This is a genomic window from Halodesulfovibrio sp., assembly GCF_025210605.1.
In the GTDB taxonomy this organism is placed as follows: domain Bacteria; phylum Desulfobacterota; class Desulfovibrionia; order Desulfovibrionales; family Desulfovibrionaceae; genus Halodesulfovibrio.
This window is the reverse complement of sequence record NZ_JAOARI010000024.1, coordinates 57,337-77,043: the sequence shown is the minus strand read 5'-3', so window position 1 is coordinate 77,043 and position 19,707 is coordinate 57,337. Positions and strand designations below refer to the sequence as shown.

Sequence of the window (19,707 nt, the reverse complement as noted above, 5' to 3'; positions counted from 1 at the left end):
GCAACTTCTTATTGCACGGGCTTCGCTATTTTTATTTATCCACATCAGTCTACTCAGGCGTAACACCCGCCATCATCAAACCGATTGCATTCACTTTTTTAGTGTCTGATTTCGGGAACTGATCGATTATGCGCCCCCGATACATAACGGCAATACGGTCAGCCAACTGTAGCGCTTCATTAAGTTCAGAGGTAATGAGTAAAATACCTGCACGGCTGCGTACTTCAAGCAAACGCTGCCATACTTCTTCTGTAGCAGAAATATCCAAACCCTGTGTCGGGTTCTCGGCAACAATAATATCCGGCTGTCGATAAAACTCACGACCGATTACAAGCTTTTGTAGGTTACCACCAGAAAGAGAACGTGCGTCAGCATCAATGTGTCCGGGTTGTACGTTGAACTGTTCTACAATTTCAACAGTGGTATCAATTGCCTTACTACGATTCAAAAAAGGTCCTGTGGTAAAGGAGTGACGCGTAGTAAGCAAAAAGTTATCGACAAGATCAACAAACTTGCATGTGGCAAGACCCTGACGATCTTCTGGAATATACGCCAGTGATCGCCCTTTTCTTGGGGGCCGTGGGTAAAAGTCGTGCCACTCCAAGCCAAGAATTGCAACGTCGCCCCGCACAGGCTTACGAAGACCACAAATAACTTCAACAAGTTCTTTCTGACCATTGCCTGCTACACCGGCAATGGCGACAATCTCGCCTTTTTTGACAGACAGCATGATATCTTCAAGTCCGTCCCCGTCCAATCCTTGAACATCCAGAACGGTTGCACCAAGCTCTGCCGGTTGTGCATCAAGTGAAAGCTCAACATCACGCCCTACCATACGGTTAGCAAGTACGGTTTCGTTCGGCACATCAGCTTCTTTAAACTCGTCTACCACTTCACCTTTGCGAAGAATAGCAATCTCATCTGCAACCGCCATAACTTCTTTCAGCTTATGAGAAATAAAAACGAGTGACTTACCTTGGTCTGCCATGCGCCACATAGCTTCAAACAGTTGCTCTGTTTCTGTTGGCGTCAATACAGCTGTTGGTTCATCAAGAATAAGTACACGGCTGTCACGATACAACAGCTTAAGGATTTCTACGCGCTGCTTTTCCCCCATGGAAAGCGTAGAAACTGTTGCAGAAGGATCAATTGGCAATCCGTACTGTTCAGCCAGCTCTGCAACTTCTCTTTCCTGTTCTTTCGGGCTGATGAGAAACGCTTTTTCCTGACCTAGTAAAACATTTTGTGCAACGGTCATGGATTCGACAAGCATGAAATGCTGGTACACCATGCCGATGCCCGCCTTGATTGCATCTTTCGGCGAAGAAAAAAGTGTCAAAGCCCCATCGACAAGAATATCACCGGAAGTTTGCTGAAATCGTCCTGAAAGGATAGACATCAAGGTAGATTTCCCCGCTCCGTTTTCTCCGAGAAGGGCTTTAATCATACCGGGACGAATATCCAGTGTTATCTCGTGGTTTGCTCGTACCTTTCCAAAATGCTTGCTGATACCTTGCAGGCGTACAAATGGAGATTGACCGGCAAACGCTCCACGGTTGGTTCGCTTGTTTACATATTCTGCCACGACTTATTCCCCCGGCTCAATATTCACGCCAAGAGCCGCAGGAGCCTGACGCCCCTTGCCTCGCGCTGATGAAAAAAGAAGAACAACAATTGTCAGAGCGTACGGAAGCATAAGCAGCAACGATGACGGCAATGTTGCACCAACCGCCTGTAACCGAAGCTGAAAAGCCATAATACCACCAAAAAGGTACGCACCGAACATTGCGCGTCCCGGACGCCAGAAAGCGAAAATAACCAAGGCTACCGCAATCCACCCACGCCCCGCTGTCATATTATTTGTCCAGAGATGGGTGTAGGCGAGAGAAAGGTACGCGCCACCAAGTCCACACAATACACCACCGAAGAAAATACCAGCCCACCGCAACTTCACGGGATTAAGTCCTGCCGCAAAACATGCAGCCGGATTTTCGCCAGCAGCACCAAGGGCAAGCCCCCAGCGTGTTCTGTTCATAAAGAACCAGAACAAAAACGGTAGAAAGAAAGACACATACACAAGTGCATCGTGCTTAAAAAAGATATCACCAATCACTGGAATGGAGGACAGCAAGGGAAGCGAAAACGGAGAAAATCCCGCAGCAGACATGCCTACGTATGGTGTGCCGAGAAAGTCAGCAAGTCCGACACCAAGAATGGTCAATGCGAGTCCGGATACAACCTGATTCCCTTGAAAAACAAGGCAGACCACAGCATGCGCAAGCCCCAAAATTCCAGCAAGAATACCCGCACAGGCAAATGCAAGCCAAGGATTTCCGGTATAATATGAAATTACAAACGCAAAAAAAGCGCCGAAAATCATCATCCCTTCAACACCAAGGTTCAATACACCGGAACGCTCCGTGAGCATCTCGCCAAGTGTTGCATACAAAATCGGAGTACCGGACTGAATAGTCGCAGCCAGAATAGGAATAATAAGTTCTAAGCCCACGATTATCCTCGCTTGCTTCTCTGGAATGAGTACCAGTTAAAGAACTGTCCAGCCAACACGCTCAACAGAATAAGTCCTTGCATGATGCCGGTAAACGAAGCCGGAACCTGCAATTCCAACTGTAAGTTTTCTACACCGACTCGTAAGCCTGCAAGCAAAATAGAGTAACCGGCAATTGAAGTAATACGCAATCGCGCAAGCCACGCAACAACAATTGCGGTAAAGCCGTAGCCTACGACAACAGTCGGTTGCAGACGGTTAAGCGTTGCAGATGTCTCAATAAGTCCTGCCCAGCCAGCCAACGCACCGCAAATACCCATAACCAACACAACAAGCGCACTATATGGCATACGTGCATAGCGAGCAGCACGCGGGTTCTCACCACTGACCATAATCTCAAAGCCAAGCCGTGTGTGCTTTAAGAATACTGTCAGAGCAATACCGGCTCCGGCACAGACAAGAATCCCCCAATGGATACGACCAAATAACTCACCGATAATCGCTGTATCAGGAAACATGATCGTCATAGGGAAACCGAAGCTTGCAGGGTCTTTCCACGCACCGTACACTAGATACTGTAAAAGCAAGATGCCGATATAGTTGAGCATCAACGTAGAAATAATTTCATTCAGCCCCATCTTTTCGCGCAACAATGCTGGAATGATAGCCCAAAGTGCTCCAAAGGCGGCGGCAGCGAGAAACATAAGCGGCATCAACGCCCATACAGGTGCATCCGGCATACTCAGCACAACCCATGTAGCCCCCATTGCGCCAAGAGCATATTGCCCTTCTGCTCCGATGTTCCAAATCTGCATACGGAAGCAGACAGCAACGCCCAGTGAGCAAAGAAAAATAGGTATGGCTTTGAGAATGGTATCCTCAAGTGCCCAGTCATGTGCAAAAGCTCCGTCCCATAACAGGTACATTGCTTCGAACGGTGGTTTTCCCTGTACAGCTAAAAGTAAGCCGCTCACGCCAAGGGAGAAGACCAACGCAACCAGAAAGATAAAAAAGGAGCCCCACTTAAGAGGCTCCTGACGTTTTTGAATCGTAAAACCTAGCATAAGCTAAGATACTCCAGATTAGCCCAACGGCTACTGGTTAGAGCCCTCTACACCTTCAACAAACCAATCCATACCGGCAAGCACGTCATCAGAAGCAACTTCGCCTTTTTTGATGCGAACAGCACCGGACTGGTCTTTGATAGGGCCTGTGAACACCTTGAATGTACCATTTTTGATTTCTTCTTTACGAGCATCAACCATAGTACGCACATCTTTCGGTACCATGTCGCCGTAAGGAGCAAGGTCAACTACACCTTCAGAAAGTCCCCACCAGTAGTGGTCAGCTTTCCATTCGCCTTTTCTTACTTTTTCAACAACCATCGGGTAAAATGCTGCCCAGTTCCAAACTGCGGAAGTAAGGTGTGCTTTAGGAGCAAATTCTGACATATCAGAGTTGTAGCCGATAGAGTAAATGCCTGCTTCTTCAGCTGCTTCCTGAGGACCAGGAGAATCCTGATGCTGTGCAATTACATCAGAACCGATATCGATAAGAGATTTTGCAGCTTCTTTTTCAGTTGCAGGGTCATACCAAGTTTTTGTCCATACAACATGAACTTTTGCTTTAGGATTTACAGCACGTACACCAAGAGTAAATGCGTTAATGCCACGCTTAACTTCTGGAATCGGGAATGCAGCAGCATAACCGATGATGTTAGATTTGGTCATAGAACCAGCTACGAGACCTGCAAGGTAACGGGACTGGTAAATGCGTCCGAAGTATGCGGACATATTCGGTGCTGTTTTATACCCTGAGCAGTGCATAAAGGTTGTTTTAGGAAATTTCTTTGCTACTTTGAGCATTGGGTCCATGTAACCAAAGCTGGTGCCGAAGATTATATCAAAACCTTTGCGCGCCATATTGTTGATAACACGGGTTGCGTCTGCGCCTTCCGGTACAGACTCAACATAGGAAGTTTCTACGCCTTCCATTTTTTCAACAGCCTGACGCCCCATATCATGGGCGTAGGAGTAACCAGCATCACCAACAGGTGATACATAAATAAAACCGACTTTCAAATCTTTAGCCTGTGCTACAGTTGCGCCAAAACCGGCTACAGCAACCATAGCTGCAAGAATTGCAATACCCACTACTTTACGCATTGTTTCCTCCCATGAAACATAAGTGCCTAAATAAACGGGAGTCGCAGAAGTTCCCTGCAACTCCCCATATATACTAACTAGCTGTCACTAACCCGCTTTGCCAGCGGCTCCGTAAACTGCACTTCAGAATCCCAAGGGAATAAAATCCATGTATCCTGAGTGTATTCACGAATAAATGTATCCACCAGCGGCTTACCTTCCGGTTTAGCGTAGAGCGTTGCAAAATGTGCCTTTGGCAACATTTCTCGTACAACACGCGCTGTTCCTCCGGTATCCACCAGATCATCAATTATCAACCAGCCTTCGCCGTCTCCGTGTGCTTCTTTCAAAATATTCATCTCGCCCTGATTCTTCCAGCTGTAGCTGTTCAGGCAGATGGTTTCAATTTGGTAAATTTCCATTTCTCTTGCGAGAATGGCAGCAGGAACAAGTCCACCGCGTGTAACGGCGTAAATGCCTTTCCAGGTACCTTTATTAAGTAAATCCCAAGCAAGTTGCTTGGCATCTCTTTGCAACAACTCCCAAGATACAGGAGTAACCTTTGAATAGCGTTTGGAGTCAGACACTGTATTCGTCCAATATGTATTAAAAGTGGAAGTATTACGGTAACATCAATAGCTGTTATCGTCTAAAAATGAAAGTTCTGCTACGTTAGTTCTGCTTACTTGCTTTTTTAGAACCAGAGTACAGCTTGTATCCAAACAGCTTACATTCAATTTTAGCACTAAAGAATGTAAGGCGCTTAAATGTTCGCAAGCCGACCTGTTTTGCCAAGTCCATGTTACCTGTAAAAATAAACCCGTCGTAGCCCTGACACTTCTGTTTAAAGAAGTCACCGATGCCTTTGTACACATCGCCAAGGAAGCGTACGTCGCCTAGACGTTCACCGTACTCAGGGTTCATGATTACAATGCCACCACCGTCTGGAATTTCAGTCTTACGGAAGTCGCACACATCAAATTCAATGTAGCGATCAACCCCCGCTGCAATTGCGTTCTTTTTGGCAGCTTCAACAGCTTCTTTACTCTGATCGGTTGCTATGATTCTAAAATCAAGACCGCCAAGCTCATTTGCTTCAGCTTCATCAAGAAGGCTATCCCAACGTCCCTGATCGAAATCAGGCAGATGCATAAAACCGTAGTTATCGCGCATAAGTCCCGGTGCACTGTTCAGCCCCAGAAGTGCAGCTTCGATAGCAAGAGTACCACTACCGCACATTGGGTTCACAACATTGCTTTTTCTATCCCAGCCACTCGCCAGCAACGCTGCCGCACCAAGCGGTTCAGACATTGGCGCAGCCCAAGGAAGCTTACGGTATCCGCGACGGTTTAGCGGTTCGCCGGAAGTATCGAGATAGAGCTTACAACGGTTCTGAACCCAATGCAGAAACAGTACAGTACCTGTTTGCTCAGGACCAGAATCCGGTCTGCGACCATGCTTATCGCGCATAAAGTCACAAATAGCGTCTTTTACTCGAACGTTGGCATACCGAGTATCACGAATGGAATCGTTTTGAACAAAAGATGAGATAGAGAGGTAGCCGTCTGGGGTAATAATTTCGTCCCAGTCGATGTATTCACGAATGTACTTGTATACATCGTCGGCTGTGTAGGCTTTGAATGATGCCAGTTGAAATTGAACACGCTGCGCTGTACGCAAATGCAAATTCAACCGCATGCAGCCAGCTATTGTTGTGAAGGTTTCCACCGCAGCAGTAAGCTCGTGTTTAACCGGGAAATTGAGTTGCTTGATTTCTTCAGCCAAGATAGGTGCTGCCCCACGGGGACATGTAATAAGCACCTCTGACTTGCGATTAAAAATACTCATGATTCTCCTGCACGCTTCGTGCAGCTACAAATAAAAAATCCGGCAAAATTACACGTTCCATCCGCATAACTGTACCAGATCCGAAACAGGACGTATGCCCTGCACCCTTTCACTTACCCCGCACCAAACCTGCATTGGCTTCCGCCAATGTCGTGTTTGTATTGCGAGGTCGATCTTACTCATTGATTTTCCGTAACTTTTCGTTAAAAAGTCAGTATCAGTTTTTAAGATGAACAGGGTATATATGACTCCGTTCTAAGATGCAAACCCTCCCTTCCTGAGACACTTTTAACGTCTCAACGTGTATCAAGTTCCCACAAAACTGTATCAGCCCCTTGTCCTGCTTCGCATAACTCCTCTTGTTGGCATGTCCTGTCTCAAGAACGGTTGCCTGTTTTGCGAGATACGTTTACTAACACAATATTTCAGCAATCGGGTATACGCTTCAGCCGTTACAGAGGTAATCTCTTCGTGACCCTCAGTTTGTGTTTACTTGTTTATACGTATCATTATATATGGCAACGCCCGATTTTATCGAATTCACTAACCGCAAGATACATCCTATGACAACAACACTTTCCATTCTTGTTTCATGCACCAGCTCTACTGAGGCTGCGGCATTATCTATTGCTTCTTTTACTGCTCTACCAAGCGACATTGAGTACGAAGTGCTCATTGCTGCAAGCAGCGAGATAGTGCCAGCAGTATCTACACTCATTAACGAAGCCGCACCCTTATTACCTGTGCGCCCTGCTGTTCTCGAAATCACCGCTCCAGCAGATAGGGCACGTGCTTTCAACAATGCGGCAACCGCAGCAAAGGGTGATTACCTCTTTTTCCTCGAAGCAGGAACACAGATCACGACAGATGCAATTACGTCGCTGCTGACATATCTTTCGAGCAACCCTGCCACCGGCATTGCAGCACCACTGCTTATCTGTCCACAATCAGGGCGTGTTCAAAGCTGCGGAACCACATTTACACCTTCTTTACGGGCGCAGCCACTTTTTGCGTCTTTCCCGGCAACACATCCTGCTGTCACAAAGCCGCGCTCGTTTCAGGCTGTGCCTGTAAACGGCATGTGTATGCGTAGTAGCACATTTGAGGACGCTGGGCAGTTCGACACAAAATATAAAACCGGAATGGAAGTTCTCGAACTATGTTGCGCAATCCGTAACAACGACCAGAATATCGATATCGTTCCTCAGGCAACGCTGCTTGAACCGGACAACACAACATCAGTCATCGAGGATGATCTCAGCATTGATACCATGCGACTCAATGACCGCTGCAAGGGATGCTTCGGACCTGACAAGCATCGGTTTGCTCAAGATGAAGGCTACCAGTTCACCGTTTCTCCTTGGCTCGAAAGCTATATGACGCTCACCCCAGAACGGGAGCAGGAGTTAAACGAGCAAATGATGGAGTCGCCTGACCCTTCAACATGCCTTGCGCTCATTATTGAAGAACCGCTTTGGCAGACAGGCTATGTTCAACTTGCTGCATACCTCGAATCGACAGGAAGATTTGAAGAAGCCTGTGGCATTAGACTGCTACAGACATTTTTCTTCCCAATGCTGCCGCTCTACCGCAAACTGGCAGCTGTTGCAGAAGCTGCGAACAATGACAGTCTACTCCAAATGGCAAATGACAAACTTGAGCACATTGACAACCAGCTTGAAGACATTGGAACACTAACAAAAAAAGCTGCCGGACTTGCAAACTGGGCACGAAAAGCAAAAGAAGTTCAGCTTCAGGCTCTCTATGAAGGCTGGCTTACAGATTTGGGGCTGTTGTAGCAGAGATATCCAATACGAGTAATTTGCTATTGAGTTTTTTGTCTTCGACGACCAGAGCTCCTTTCTGTAGAAAGCTTCTCTGGACTCTCCAAAGACTTTTATCTGCGATGCCAGCACGTTTCTTCTGACAACTATACGGCTTGTGCTCCACTACAATGTACAAAAAAAGGGCTATCCTATTGCTAGGATAGCCCTCATTCATTTCACAACCCCGCAGCCTTATTGCATCTAAATTATGCAGTGTAAGCGTGCAAAAATTCTGTGGATGCTAATAATCTGTCATCCTGTAGGATGGAAAAAACTATGTTCCCCGTGTCCGATGAAAAACAGTATGTGGTATCAGACTAGCGTTCCAACCAATCTTCAAGAACTTCTTTATACTCTTCTTCAGAATAGGTTGGCTGATCGTATTTACCTGCAATCTGACGTTGACGTGATGCTTCAGAAAGAATCACCGCAGCTGCAACAGACACGTTAAAGCTCTGAATCATACCGAACATTGGAATGTACACCTCACCGTCCGCAACTTCTACAAGCTCCGGATCCGTCCCACGGTGTTCATTTCCCATAATGACAGCGGTTGGCTCTGAAAGATCGTACTCACGAAGCGGTTTAGCATTAGGAGAGCAACTTGTAGCAAGGACTTTCATACCTTGTGCACGAAGGGACTTCATAAGCTCATCAGTATTATCGTGACGCTCAGTATCTACCCATTTCCGTGCAGATGCAGAAGATTTGTTTCCAAGTTTTGGAAACGGAGTATCAGTATAATAAAGATGTACTTTCGGCACACCAAAGGCATCACAGCTACGCAAAATAGCGGATACGTTATGCGGGTCATGCACATTAGCCATAACCAGAGTCAAATCTTTTTGACGAAGCTTTAATACTCGTTCGAGCTTAGCGGTTCTTTCAGGTGTTCTTTCTTTTGTCATCTGCATACCATTATGACCTGTACGTATGCCGGGAGCTGCCCCTGCAACAGGCGTGTTGTTATTGTAATATCGGCATGCTGCCACAGAACATACTTTTTTTGACACAATGCGCCGTAATCATACAAATTACGTACAAAATTAGCTACACCGCTTTAGATATTATGCTGCAACAGCACTGCATGCTGATACCCATTTTGATATCAAACCAATTTCTTTCTTGAAAAGTTACGCGAGTTGGGTGTACAGGCTTTTACAACTCTTGTCACGCAGTGAACGGACATAGTGAAACCGGTTATATATTTGATTATCGGCAAAAAAATTTGATTATCTAACCAAACGATTTTCAAAGCTAAAACAACTAACTTGCTGCAAATCATATTTTTTTCCGGTGAATCTATTGAAATGTGCATTGTGTACGAGTAAAAGAGCCACTTATCTTCTACTTAACCCAAGAAGTCCGTGAATATACCGAATTTTATTGCACCCACACGCAATATGAAATGTCAATAGTTCGTGTTTTATTGAGCATTCCATAGGTATATCCGCTTTGTATCTTTTGATACGCAACTTGTATGAAGGAGTCTTACGCTGTGTTTAATTTTTTGAAATCTAAATTTTTTTCAAGCCTTAGCTTGGCTTTAGCAGGTGTGTTGCTCCCTGCTATGGCATTTGCGTCCGCATCTCACGGTGCGCCGCATCTCGATGGGTCAACGCTTTCTGCGATTTGGGTAATTCCATTCGCTTGTATGCTGCTTTCAATTGCAATTGGTCCAATTGCTGCGCCACATTTCTGGCACAACAACTTTGGTAAAGTGTCTGTTTTCTGGGCACTCTGTTTCCTCGTGCCGTTTACAATGGCATATGGTTTCTCCCTTGCGCTGTACGAAGCACTTCATGCACTGCTTCTCGAGTACATTCCGTTCATCGTTCTTCTTCTTGCTCTGTTTACAGTAGCAGGTGGCGTTCGCCTTAAAGGTAACCTTGTCGGTACTCCAATTGTAAACACTGTCATCCTGCTTATCGGTACTATGCTCGCAAGCTGGATGGGTACTACAGGCGCAGCAATGCTCCTCATTCGTCCGCTTCTTCGCGCGAATGCACACCGTAAATTTAAAGTACACACCGTTGTATTCTTCATTTTCCTTGTAGCAAACATCGGTGGTTCCCTTACTCCACTTGGTGACCCACCACTCTTCCTCGGTTTCCTGAAAGGTGTTTCCTTCTTCTGGACCACCACTCACATGCTGCCTCTCATGTTGTTTGCTGCTGCAATTTTGCTTGCTCTCTACTTCGGTATCGACACAATGCTCTTTGCTAAAGAAGGCAAACCAGTACCTCCGTCCGATTGCTGCGATAATGACGAAAAAGCTGTTACCCGTAGCTGCCGTTTTGAAAATGGTCGTCAGATCTACGACTGCGGTTCAGACGCGAAGCTTGCTCTTGATGGTAAAGTTAACCTCTTGTTGCTCCTCGGTGTTATCGGTGCTGTACTTATGTCCGGTATGTGGAACCCGCACGTAAGCTTCAACATCTATCACGTACATGTTGAACTTCAGAACCTTGTTCGTGACGTTCTTCTGCTTATCATCACTGGTCTTTCTCTTAAACTTACCGACAACGAATGCCGTCGTCTTAACGACTTCAACTGGTTCCCGATCCTTGAAGTTGGCAAGCTGTTCATCGGTATCTTTATGTCCATGATCCCAGCTATCGCTATCCTGAAAGCTGGCGAGCACGGTGCTCTTGCTTCTGTAATCAACATGGTTACAAGCAACGGCGAACCTGTGAACACCATGTACTTCTGGCTCACCGGTCTTCTTTCCTCATTCCTTGATAACGCTCCTACCTACCTTGTGTTCTTTAACACTGCTGGTGGTGACGCTGTTCATCTTATGGGTGACATGGCAAGCACTCTGCTTGCTATCTCCGCTGGTGCTGTATTCATGGGTGCTAACACCTACATCGGTAACGCACCTAACTTCATGGTTCGTTCCATCGCAGAAGATCAGGGCGTAAAAATGCCTAGCTTCTTCGGCTACATGGCATGGTCCTTCGGTATCCTTATTCCTACCTTCGTTCTTATCACCTTTGTATTCATCGGTTAAGTTCAGGTTTGAATGATTGCTACGCCCCTGTCGTTTGGCAGGGGCGTTTTTTTTTGGCTTGAACTCAACGTTAGCTGACAGCATTTACACTGACTATCACTCCCGAGTTGTGCACAAAATATTGTTTGTACGCACAAATCAAAAGTTTGTTAAAAAAACACGGATTGAATACTCAACATGAATAAAATTTAATTTGAATATAACTCGACGTTCTGTTTCAGCAAAAAAAGCTCTTTTCCCACCACATTACTTCAGTTTCGAAAAAACACATTTTCTAACCGGAGTAACCACCAACTTCCAGAATACGTTGACTCCTTCTCGAAAAGCATAGTATGCGCGGAATCTAAGTCTATTTTTTTAAATAACGCTGGGATTGAGAAAAGGAGTTTGAGTTTATGTTGATGGGTAAACCTTCTATGTTGTTTACAAAACTACTGACGTTACTTGCAACGCTTTTGCTGCCGTGCGTTGCAGTTGCTTCTTCTGCTGCTGGAGCACCGCACCTTGATGGTGCTGCTCTTTCTAGCATATGGGTGCTGCCATTTGCCTGTATGTTACTTTCCATTGCTATTTTGCCTTTAGTTGCTCCGCACTTCTGGCATCACCACTTCGGAAAAATTTCTTTATTCTGGGCTTTATGCTTTCTTGTACCATTCACAGTTAAGTTTGGTTTTTCACTTGCGCTCTACGAAACACTACACGCGCTTCTATTAGAGTATTTCCCGTTCATCATCCTTTTGCTGACACTTTTTACTGTTGCAGGCGGCGTACGGCTTACCGGTTCTTTGGTGGGCACTCCTGTCATCAACACACTCATCTTAGTTATCGGTACAGCACTTGCCAGCTGGATGGGAACAACAGGCGCAGCAATGTTGCTTATCCGCCCACTGTTGCGTGCTAACGCACACCGTAAATACAAAATTCATTCAGTTGTCTTTTTTATCTTCCTTGTAGCAAACATTGGTGGCTCCCTTACTCCACTTGGTGACCCGCCACTCTTTCTCGGCTTCCTGCAAGGCGTAGACTTCTTCTGGACAACTAAACACATGCTGCTTCCAATGCTGTTTACTGCAACAGTTCTGACCGGCATATACTTTATTCTCGACACCTACCTTTTCGGAAAAGAAGGACGTCCATCCCCAGAGGGTGCCGACGCTTGCGGTGGCGAAAAACTCGGTCTCGACGGCAAAGTAAACCTTATTCTGCTTATCGGTGTAATCGGTGCTGTACTGCTTTCCGGCATGTGGAATCCACACGTTGAATTCAACGTGTACCATGTTCATGTGGAATTGCAGAATGTCGTCCGTGATGTTCTCCTGCTCATTATCACAGGACTGTCCTTAAAATTGACCGACAACGAATGTCGTCGTCTTAATGACTTTAACTGGTTCCCGATTCAGGAAGTAGGCAAGCTGTTTATCGGCATCTTCCTTTCCATGATTCCAGCAATTGCTATCCTTAAAGCAGGCAAAGACGGTGCTCTTGCTTCTGTTATTAACATGGTAACAGACACAAACGGCGAGCCTGTTAACGTTATGTACTTCTGGCTGACAGGTATCCTGTCTTCATTCCTCGACAACGCTCCTACCTACCTTGTGTTCTTCAACACTGCGGGTGGAGACGCTGCTCACCTTATGGGGGATATGGCAAGCACCTTGCTGGCAGTTTCCGCAGGTGCTGTATTTATGGGTGCTAACACCTATATTGGTAACGCACCGAACTTTATGGTGCGTGCTATTGCAGAAGATCAGGGTGTAAAAATGCCTAGTTTCTTCGGCTATATGGCATGGTCATTCGGCATCCTTATCCCTATATTCCTTATGGTTACCTTCATCTTCTTTTAACTAACTGTAAAACAGGATAGCCCTTTCTCCCATCATGGGGGAAAGGGCTGTCTGTCACTCAAACGACAAGGCGTGCTATTTTTTTAAATTCGTAACACGTTGACGATAACCTTCAGTCAATGATATTGATAGGCATCCAATAACCATATTTCACTGGAAAGAACTATGCATATTGCCGAAGGTGTCCTTCCGCCCGTCATTCTTGCTTCCTGCGCTGCATTATCAGCAGGAGGAGTTTTTATCGGCTTGAAAAAGCTCGATTCTGAAAACCTTATGACGACAGCAATACTCTCAGCTTCTTTCTTTGTTGCTTCTCTTATCCATATCCCTATAGGACCTGTTTCCGGTCATCTAATTCTTAATGGATTGCTTGGATTACTTCTCGGCTGGGTAGCATTCCCTGCCATTCTCATTGCCCTTACGTTGCAAGCCATCCTGTTCCAATTTGGCGGCATCACAAGCCTAGGTGTCAACACGCTCAATATGGCGCTTCCGCCAGTCATCTGTTTTTATATTTTCCGACCAATGTTTACTAAGGGGACATTTTCCCTACGCATGGCAGCATTTCTGTGCGGTATGACAGCTGTTGCACTTTCAGCCTTGCTCACATCTGGCACACTGGCTCTTGGGGGCGATAACTTCCTCAATTCAGCAAAAATTTTATTGGCTTCCAGTGTACCTGTCATGATTATTGAGGGACTTATCTCCGCAGTTATTGTGACATTTCTTGCCAAGGTTAGCCCGCAGGTCTTCCCGTTCACTATTGCTTCACCAGCACAGACAACTACGCCCCAAGCAACACCTAGCACCACAACAGAGTAGCTTATGGCACTTGAATCATTCGCCGAAGGCACAAGTCCATTTCATACTATGGATGCCGCAGCTAAAATTGCTGCTGCCACCATATTCTCTGTCTGCACTGCTATGCTGACAACCATTCCTGCTGCCGCTGTTGCACTGATTGCCGGGAGCACACTGCTCTTCATCGCTCAACTTCCAGCACGAATACTTTTAAGACGCCTTGTGTTCGTCAATATCTTTATAGGCTTTCTCTGGCTGACATTGCCAGTTTCAACAGCAGGCACTCCTCTTTTTTCATGGGGTGGATTCACCGTCACTCGCGAGGGTATTGACATTACCTTGCTGATTACACTCAAATCGAACGCGATTATCACAGCTTTCATTGCCCTGCTTGCAACATCGGAAGTTACAGATATCGGAGCAGGGCTAGCCAAACTTCGAGTTCCGCAGAAGCTCAGCTTATTGTTCCTTTTTACATGGCGCTATCTTCATGTAATTCTTGAAGAATACAAACGCCTGTCCACCGCCGCAACGCTACGCGGGTTTGTACCCAAAACCAACAGTCACACCTACAAAACCTATGCAAACCTCATTGCTATGGTGCTAATTAAAAGTCACGACAGAGCCGAAAGAGTTTCTAACGCAATGAAACTTCGTGGTTTTACAGGAACCTTCCACTCTCTGCACAGACTGCCCGCCCGCAAAGCCGATACAATTGTTGCGTCAGTCATTGGGTTAACAGGGGTAGCTTTACTTGCTGCCGATTATTTTCAGCTTATGGAGTTACTCTAATGACCAATCCGCTACTTTCGCTTACCGATATCCACTATACCTATGCTGGCGCTGCTGCTCCTGCGCTCTCAGGCGCAAATCTGGAGCTATATCCTAGTTCCCGCCTTGGTGTACTGGGAGACAACGGCAGCGGCAAAACAACACTGTTTCTTACTGCCATGGGGATTTTAAAGCCGCACAAGGGCTGCGTAACCTATGCAGGCTCTCAATTAAAAGATGAAAAAGAATTTCGTACATTGCGCGCTGAAATTGGCTATCTGTTCCAGCGCTCCGACGACCAGCTTTTTTCTCCTACAGTCATAGACGATATTGCCTTTGGTCCTTTAAACCTTGGCAAAACAGCAAATGAAGCTCTCTCAACAGCAACAGAAATGCTTGACCTCGTAGGTCTTAAAGGCTTTGAACACCGCATAACGCATAAGTTATCTGGCGGTGAAAAAAAAATGGTCGCTCTTGCTTCAATTTTAGCAATGCGCCCCAAAGCCCTGCTTCTTGACGAACCGACAAACGACCTCGATCCTGCCACACGGGAACGGCTTATCAGCATTCTTGCCAGTCTTGATATTGCCCTCTGCATAATTTCGCACGACTGGGGATTTCTCGACAAAACATGCACGTCATTTCTCAAGGTCGAAAACGGAATGACAAAGCCGACAGAATGCATCCCGCACACACATATCCATACTCACCAAGGTGGCGATGCAACGCACAACCACGAATAATTTTTGCATAAATTTGAACACGTTCCTACGCACATAAAAAAGGGAGGCTCACAGCCTCCCTTTTTTCTTCTATAGAAAGATTTTTACCACTTACCACCAGTCAATTTGTGCCAATCTGCCAAAAAGCTTTCCAGCCCTTTATCTGTAAGAGGATGCTGCACAAACTGCTGCAACACAGCAAACGGAACTGTTGCCACATCGGCTCCAACTAAGGCTGCGTCCAGCACATGCATAGGATGCCGCACGCTTGCAACAAGAATTTTAGTTGTGTACCCGTAATTATCAAAAATAGTACGAATTTCTTCCACAAGATTCATACCACTGTCGCCAATAGCATCAAGGCGTCCAATGAATGGACTTACGTAAGTGCCGCCTGCTTTTGCGGCAAGCAGAGCCTGCAATGGAGAAAAAACAAGTGTCACGTTGGTGTGAATGCCTTCTGCGGAAAGCGCTTTGACAGCTTTTAATCCTTCTGAAGTCATAGGAATCTTAACAACAACATTATCGCCCATCTTTTTTAAATCATGCGCCTGAGCAATCATTCCCGCTGCATCTTCTGCTACAACTTCCAAACTTACAGGCCCGTCAACGACCTCTAAAATTTCTTTTGCACGAACTCGCCAGTCGCCGCCTTCGCGAGAAAGCAAAGTCGGGTTGGTTGTAACACCATCAATCAAACCCTGCTCTGATGCAGTTTTAATGTCGTCTATACTTGCGGTATCAATAAAAAATTCCATAAAATCCCTCTGCATGATGTTTGAAAAATCGAAGGAAACTGTTGTTATGCCCGTTGTATCAACGCATAACCAAAGCAGACTTTTCACATTTTTCTTTTTTTTTGCTTGACTTTCTCCGCTGTTTTATTCAAAAGACATTTCGCACTTAGCGGTTACGTTGTTCACAACGCAGCCAGAATAAGTCTTTGATGGCGAGGTAGCTCAGTTGGTTAGAGCATGCGGCTCATATCCGCAGTGTCGGGGGTTCAATTCCCTCCCTCGCTACCATAAAATTACGACCCTTTTTTAAGGGTCTTTTTTTATGCCTAATGCACACCCTTTGTATAGAATATACGCCCCGTCCTACCGCGTCTTTTAGTATTCCACCACTATGGCTTCTCGTGCATGCATAGTATAGGTACTCCAACCCTACAGAGTAATTCTCTTTTTGTCAGCCACTTCCCTGTTTATGGAATATTACCACATCGTTGCTGACAGGTTGACCTTACAGCATGTGCCCGTTAAAAAATTCAGAGTAGTCCATTCCGCTAATCCAAATCCGTGCTCATAAACAGCCTAGGGATACTAATGATACATTCACTAAAAGCCGTTGTTTTTGATTTTGACGGGACACTTGCAATTCCCACCATTGATTTCAATGAAATGAAACGAAAAGCATATGAAGCCGTTAGAGAAGTATACCCTGCGCTTCCAGATATGAATGACTCTCCTCTGCTCGAATGGCTGGATATGACCAAGGGACAAGTTCCAACTGACCAGTTTTTTCTCATAGATTCCATCGACACAGCAGCCATAAACGCTGCAAGAGATGTAGAACTTGAGGCAGCAGCGCGCAGTGATGTGTTTTCATGGGTGCGCCAGCTTCTTTCCGAATTACTTAAGCGCGATATCACACCGTGTATTATCACCCGAAACTGCACAGAAGCTGTTCGTATTGTTTTTCCCGATGTCGATAAATACTGTCCGGTAATTCTCACCCGCGATGATGTTCCCGTTGTTAAACCTGATCCCGATCACCTGCACAGAGCGCTTGCTCTAGCCGGATGCAGCCCAACTGAAGCGCTTATGACCGGTGACCATCTAATGGATGTCCATACAGGAAAAGCAGCAGGGACGCTTACTGCCGGAGTATGCAGCGGCGAGGCAACACGCGAGGAATTTGAGGCAATACGTCCTGACTTTATCGCAACAGATTGCTGGGATCTATTTTTACAGATAACGCCTTAATCTCAAACAACTTCTCATAACCAGCGTTAGACCATTCCACACTATATGTTGTTTTATCACAGACTGATACGCTGAACGGGGTACCATAGCATATCCCCCGTGACGTTTATCAGGAGAACAACATGAATGGAATCAGACTCACTCTTTTCCTCTGGTTAATGCTTGCTGCATTCGCGCTTCCTTCCTTTGCAGCAGTTTCACCAAACCCTGCCACCAAGGCAACAATCGAACAAAACTCCAGTTGGTTAAAAATTCTTCCTTTTGCCGATGAACAAGACTTTAAGGACGCTGCGAAAGGGCTTATTGCTCCCCTTCCCGACAACGGCATCATCAAAAACGCTAAAGGGCGTGCCGTGTGGGATATGCAAGCATTCCAATTCATCCTAAAGCAAAAAAAATCACCCGACACCGTTAATCCTAGTCTCTGGCGACAGATGCATCTGGTAATGCAAGGTGGACTATTCAAAGTCACAGACAGGCTCTATCAAATTCGTAATGCAGACCTTTCTAACATGACCATTGTCGAAGGCGATACAGGCATTATTGTCATCGACCCACTTATTTCCGCTGAAACGGCCAAAGCTGCGCTCGATCTTTACTACGCACATCGCCCTAAAAAACCTATTGTCGCTGTTTTCTATTCGCATAGTCATGTCGACCATTTTGGCGGAGTGCGCGGGATCATTGATGAAAAAGAGGTGAAGGACGGGAAGATAAAAATAGTTGCTCCAGAAGGCTTTACCGAAGCAGCCGTATCCGAAAACGTCTATGCAGGAAACGCCATGAGCCGCCGAGCAACCTACATGTATGGCAACCTCCTTCCTCCATCACCACAGGGACAAGTGGGGGCAGGACTCGGCACAACAACATCAACAGGAACTGTTACCCTTATTCTTCCAACAGACCTTATACGCAAAACAGGTCAAAAAATGCATATTGATGGTTTGGACTTTGAATTCCTCATGGCACCGGGTTCAGAAGCTCCGGCAGAAATGCATTGGTACATTAAGCAACTTAAAGCAATTTCCGCAGCAGAAAATTGCACACATACGCTCCACAATACATACACGCTACGCGGCGCTAAAGTACGTAACCCGCTGGCATGGTCACGTTATCTTGATGAAACAATTCAAATGTGGGGCAAAAATGCAGAAGTCCTTTACGGTATGCATCACTGGCCAGTATGGGGCAACAAGGCGGTTATAGAAAACCTCACATTAGGGCGTGACGGCTATCGGTATATTAATGACCAAACCTTACGCCTTGCCAACATGGGCTACACGCCAGATCAAATTGCCGAGCAAGTTCATTTTCCAGAGAAGCTAGCCAAGCACTGGGCTATGCGTGGGTACTATGGCACGCTCTACCATAACGTAAAAGCCACATACGTTTTTTATCTAGGGTGGTTTGATGGCAACCCGTCTACACTTCACGTTCTCCCGCCAGTAGAAGCTTCCCAAAAATATGTTGAATACATGGGCGGAGCAAAAGAGATTCTTACCAAGGCACGCAAGGCGTATGAGAAAGGCGAATATCGCTGGGTAGCAGAAGTCGGCAACCATGTTGTGTTTGCAGATCCATCCAACAAAGATGCACGAATGCTTGTTGCCGATGCTCTCGAGCAGCTTGGGTATCAGTCAGAGTCCGGTCCATGGAGAAACTTCTATTTAACTGGCGCTCAAGAGTTGCGAAACGGTATTGAGGAATTGCCAGCACCGCAAACAGCATCACCAGATATCCTATTAGCAATGGATACCACAATGCTGTTGGACTATATTGCAATTCGTATCAATCCAGAAAAAGCAGTCGGCAACGATATGACAATCAATTTGAAGCTCACTGACACTTCTGAAAATTACGTTCTGGACTTACACAACGCAGCGCTCTCCAACCACAAAGGCTTAGTTGAAAATGCCGATCTAACGCTTGAAATACCGCGCACCCTGCTTAATCAGATATTCCTGAAACAAACGACTCTCAAACAAGCTGTTAAGGATAAAAAAGCTACTGTGAAGGGCGATCAACAGAAATTGGAAAAGCTGTTAGGAATGCTGGATACGTTCAAATTCTGGTTTAATATAGTAACACCAAACGCTCCGCTAACGAAGCAATAGCAACAGCAAACAATGTTGATAAGGGCATGGTTTAACAGCCATGCCTTTTTTGGTGCAAAAGGCACTGACTGCGTACTCGTCTCCATTAGAAGGTCTCCGACGGGCAGGCGGGCGCTGCCCCCTGCACCCC

The 19,707-nt window shown here is 46.0% G+C and carries 16 protein-coding genes and 1 tRNA gene; 9 read left to right on the top strand and 8 right to left on the bottom strand.

Annotation, left to right across the window (positions count from 1 at the left end; genetic code table 11):
* Positions 1-49: 49 nt before the first annotated feature.
* The 6 genes from N4A56_RS09470 to N4A56_RS09445 all read right to left on the bottom strand — a co-directional run bounded on the left by N4A56_RS09470 (position 50) and on the right by N4A56_RS09445 (position 6,501).
* Positions 50-1,585, bottom strand: a complete 1,536-nt coding sequence (locus N4A56_RS09470; protein ID WP_295546785.1) for an ABC transporter ATP-binding protein — start codon at positions 1,583-1,585, stop codon at positions 50-52.
* 3 nt (positions 1,586-1,588) lie between these two features.
* On the bottom strand, positions 1,589-2,509 hold the full coding sequence (locus tag N4A56_RS09465; RefSeq protein ID WP_293668165.1) for an ABC transporter permease: 921 nt from the start codon (positions 2,507-2,509) through the stop codon (positions 1,589-1,591).
* A gap of 2 nt (positions 2,510-2,511) precedes the next feature.
* Entirely contained in the window at positions 2,512-3,573 is a 1,062-nt protein-coding gene (locus N4A56_RS09460; RefSeq protein ID WP_295546783.1) for an ABC transporter permease, read from the bottom strand.
* A gap of 30 nt (positions 3,574-3,603) precedes the next feature.
* Entirely contained in the window at positions 3,604-4,674 is a 1,071-nt protein-coding gene (locus tag N4A56_RS09455) for a BMP family ABC transporter substrate-binding protein (RefSeq protein WP_293668168.1), read from the bottom strand.
* 77 nt (positions 4,675-4,751) lie between these two features.
* Positions 4,752-5,240, bottom strand: a complete 489-nt coding sequence (gene gpt, locus N4A56_RS09450) for a xanthine phosphoribosyltransferase (RefSeq protein WP_293668169.1) — start codon at positions 5,238-5,240, stop codon at positions 4,752-4,754.
* An 85-nt stretch (positions 5,241-5,325) separates the two neighbouring features.
* Positions 5,326-6,501, bottom strand: a complete 1,176-nt coding sequence (locus N4A56_RS09445) for a class I SAM-dependent RNA methyltransferase (RefSeq protein ID WP_295546781.1) — start codon at positions 6,499-6,501, stop codon at positions 5,326-5,328.
* 563 nt (positions 6,502-7,064) lie between these two features.
* On the opposite strand from N4A56_RS09445, the gene N4A56_RS09440 reads away from it, so the two are divergent.
* The gene (locus tag N4A56_RS09440) at positions 7,065-8,300 is read left to right on the top strand and encodes a glycosyltransferase family 2 protein (RefSeq protein WP_295546779.1); all 1,236 of its coding nucleotides are present in this window, start codon (positions 7,065-7,067) and stop codon (positions 8,298-8,300) included.
* 344 nt (positions 8,301-8,644) lie between these two features.
* Here the strand turns inward: N4A56_RS09440 and N4A56_RS09435 are convergent, their stop codons facing one another.
* A complete protein-coding gene (locus N4A56_RS09435; RefSeq protein WP_293668314.1) occupies positions 8,645-9,235 on the bottom strand; it encodes an RNA methyltransferase in 591 nt (196 codons plus the stop codon).
* A 662-nt stretch (positions 9,236-9,897) separates the two neighbouring features.
* Between N4A56_RS09435 and N4A56_RS09430 the strand changes: the two genes are divergently transcribed.
* The 5 genes from N4A56_RS09430 (at position 9,898) to N4A56_RS09410 (ending at position 15,499) form a co-directional block, all read left to right on the top strand.
* On the top strand, positions 9,898-11,340 hold the full coding sequence (locus tag N4A56_RS09430; RefSeq protein ID WP_295546934.1) for a sodium:proton antiporter: 1,443 nt from the start codon (positions 9,898-9,900) through the stop codon (positions 11,338-11,340).
* A gap of 416 nt (positions 11,341-11,756) precedes the next feature.
* On the top strand, positions 11,757-13,184 hold the full coding sequence (locus N4A56_RS09425) for a sodium:proton antiporter (protein WP_295546931.1): 1,428 nt from the start codon (positions 11,757-11,759) through the stop codon (positions 13,182-13,184).
* Positions 13,185-13,349: 165 nt separating this feature from the next.
* Entirely contained in the window at positions 13,350-14,006 is a 657-nt protein-coding gene (cbiM, locus tag N4A56_RS09420; protein ID WP_295546778.1) for a cobalt transporter CbiM, read from the top strand.
* 3 nt (positions 14,007-14,009) lie between these two features.
* Positions 14,010-14,777: a cobalt ECF transporter T component CbiQ gene (cbiQ, locus tag N4A56_RS09415; RefSeq protein ID WP_295546775.1), complete on the top strand. Its 768-nt coding sequence runs from the start codon at positions 14,010-14,012 to the stop codon at positions 14,775-14,777.
* Positions 14,777-15,499: an ABC transporter ATP-binding protein gene (locus N4A56_RS09410; protein ID WP_295546772.1), complete on the top strand. Its 723-nt coding sequence runs from the start codon at positions 14,777-14,779 to the stop codon at positions 15,497-15,499. Before cbiQ ends, N4A56_RS09410 begins: the two co-directional genes overlap by 1 nt.
* Before the next feature lie 83 nt (positions 15,500-15,582).
* Here N4A56_RS09410 and fsa read toward each other — a convergent pair whose 3' ends face one another.
* On the bottom strand, positions 15,583-16,236 hold the full coding sequence (fsa, locus tag N4A56_RS09405; protein ID WP_293668178.1) for a fructose-6-phosphate aldolase: 654 nt from the start codon (positions 16,234-16,236) through the stop codon (positions 15,583-15,585).
* Positions 16,237-16,426: 190 nt separating this feature from the next.
* Here fsa and N4A56_RS09400 point away from each other — a divergent pair.
* The 3 genes from N4A56_RS09400 (at position 16,427) to N4A56_RS09390 (ending at position 19,577) form a co-directional block, all read left to right on the top strand.
* Positions 16,427-16,503 (top strand) — tRNA-Met (locus N4A56_RS09400).
* 300 nt (positions 16,504-16,803) lie between these two features.
* Positions 16,804-17,463, top strand: coding sequence for an HAD-IA family hydrolase (locus N4A56_RS09395; protein WP_295546769.1), 660 nt, complete (start codon positions 16,804-16,806; stop codon positions 17,461-17,463).
* A 122-nt stretch (positions 17,464-17,585) separates the two neighbouring features.
* On the top strand, positions 17,586-19,577 hold the full coding sequence (locus N4A56_RS09390) for an alkyl sulfatase dimerization domain-containing protein (protein WP_295546766.1): 1,992 nt from the start codon (positions 17,586-17,588) through the stop codon (positions 19,575-19,577).
* The last annotated feature ends 130 nt before the right edge of the window (positions 19,578-19,707 follow it).

Coding starts and splice junctions, on each gene's coding strand:
- N4A56_RS09455 (WP_293668168.1), bottom strand. CDS start 4,674: ATGCGTAAAGTAGTGGGTATTGCAATTCTTGCAGCTATGGTTGCTGTA.
- cbiM (WP_295546778.1), top strand. CDS start 13,350: ATGCATATTGCCGAAGGTGTCCTTCCGCCCGTCATTCTTGCTTCCTGC.
- cbiQ (WP_295546775.1), top strand. CDS start 14,010: ATGGCACTTGAATCATTCGCCGAAGGCACAAGTCCATTTCATACTATG.
- N4A56_RS09440 (WP_295546779.1), top strand. CDS start 7,065: ATGACAACAACACTTTCCATTCTTGTTTCATGCACCAGCTCTACTGAG.
- N4A56_RS09430 (WP_295546934.1), top strand. CDS start 9,898: ATGGCATTTGCGTCCGCATCTCACGGTGCGCCGCATCTCGATGGGTCA.
- N4A56_RS09410 (WP_295546772.1), top strand. CDS start 14,777: ATGACCAATCCGCTACTTTCGCTTACCGATATCCACTATACCTATGCT.
- N4A56_RS09395 (WP_295546769.1), top strand. CDS start 16,804: ATGATACATTCACTAAAAGCCGTTGTTTTTGATTTTGACGGGACACTT.
- N4A56_RS09460 (WP_295546783.1), bottom strand. CDS start 3,573: ATGCTAGGTTTTACGATTCAAAAACGTCAGGAGCCTCTTAAGTGGGGC.
- N4A56_RS09425 (WP_295546931.1), top strand. CDS start 11,757: ATGTTGTTTACAAAACTACTGACGTTACTTGCAACGCTTTTGCTGCCG.
- N4A56_RS09390 (WP_295546766.1), top strand. CDS start 17,586: ATGAATGGAATCAGACTCACTCTTTTCCTCTGGTTAATGCTTGCTGCA.
- N4A56_RS09435 (WP_293668314.1), bottom strand. CDS start 9,235: ATGACAAAAGAAAGAACACCTGAAAGAACCGCTAAGCTCGAACGAGTA.
- fsa (WP_293668178.1), bottom strand. CDS start 16,236: ATGGAATTTTTTATTGATACCGCAAGTATAGACGACATTAAAACTGCA.
- N4A56_RS09445 (WP_295546781.1), bottom strand. CDS start 6,501: ATGAGTATTTTTAATCGCAAGTCAGAGGTGCTTATTACATGTCCCCGT.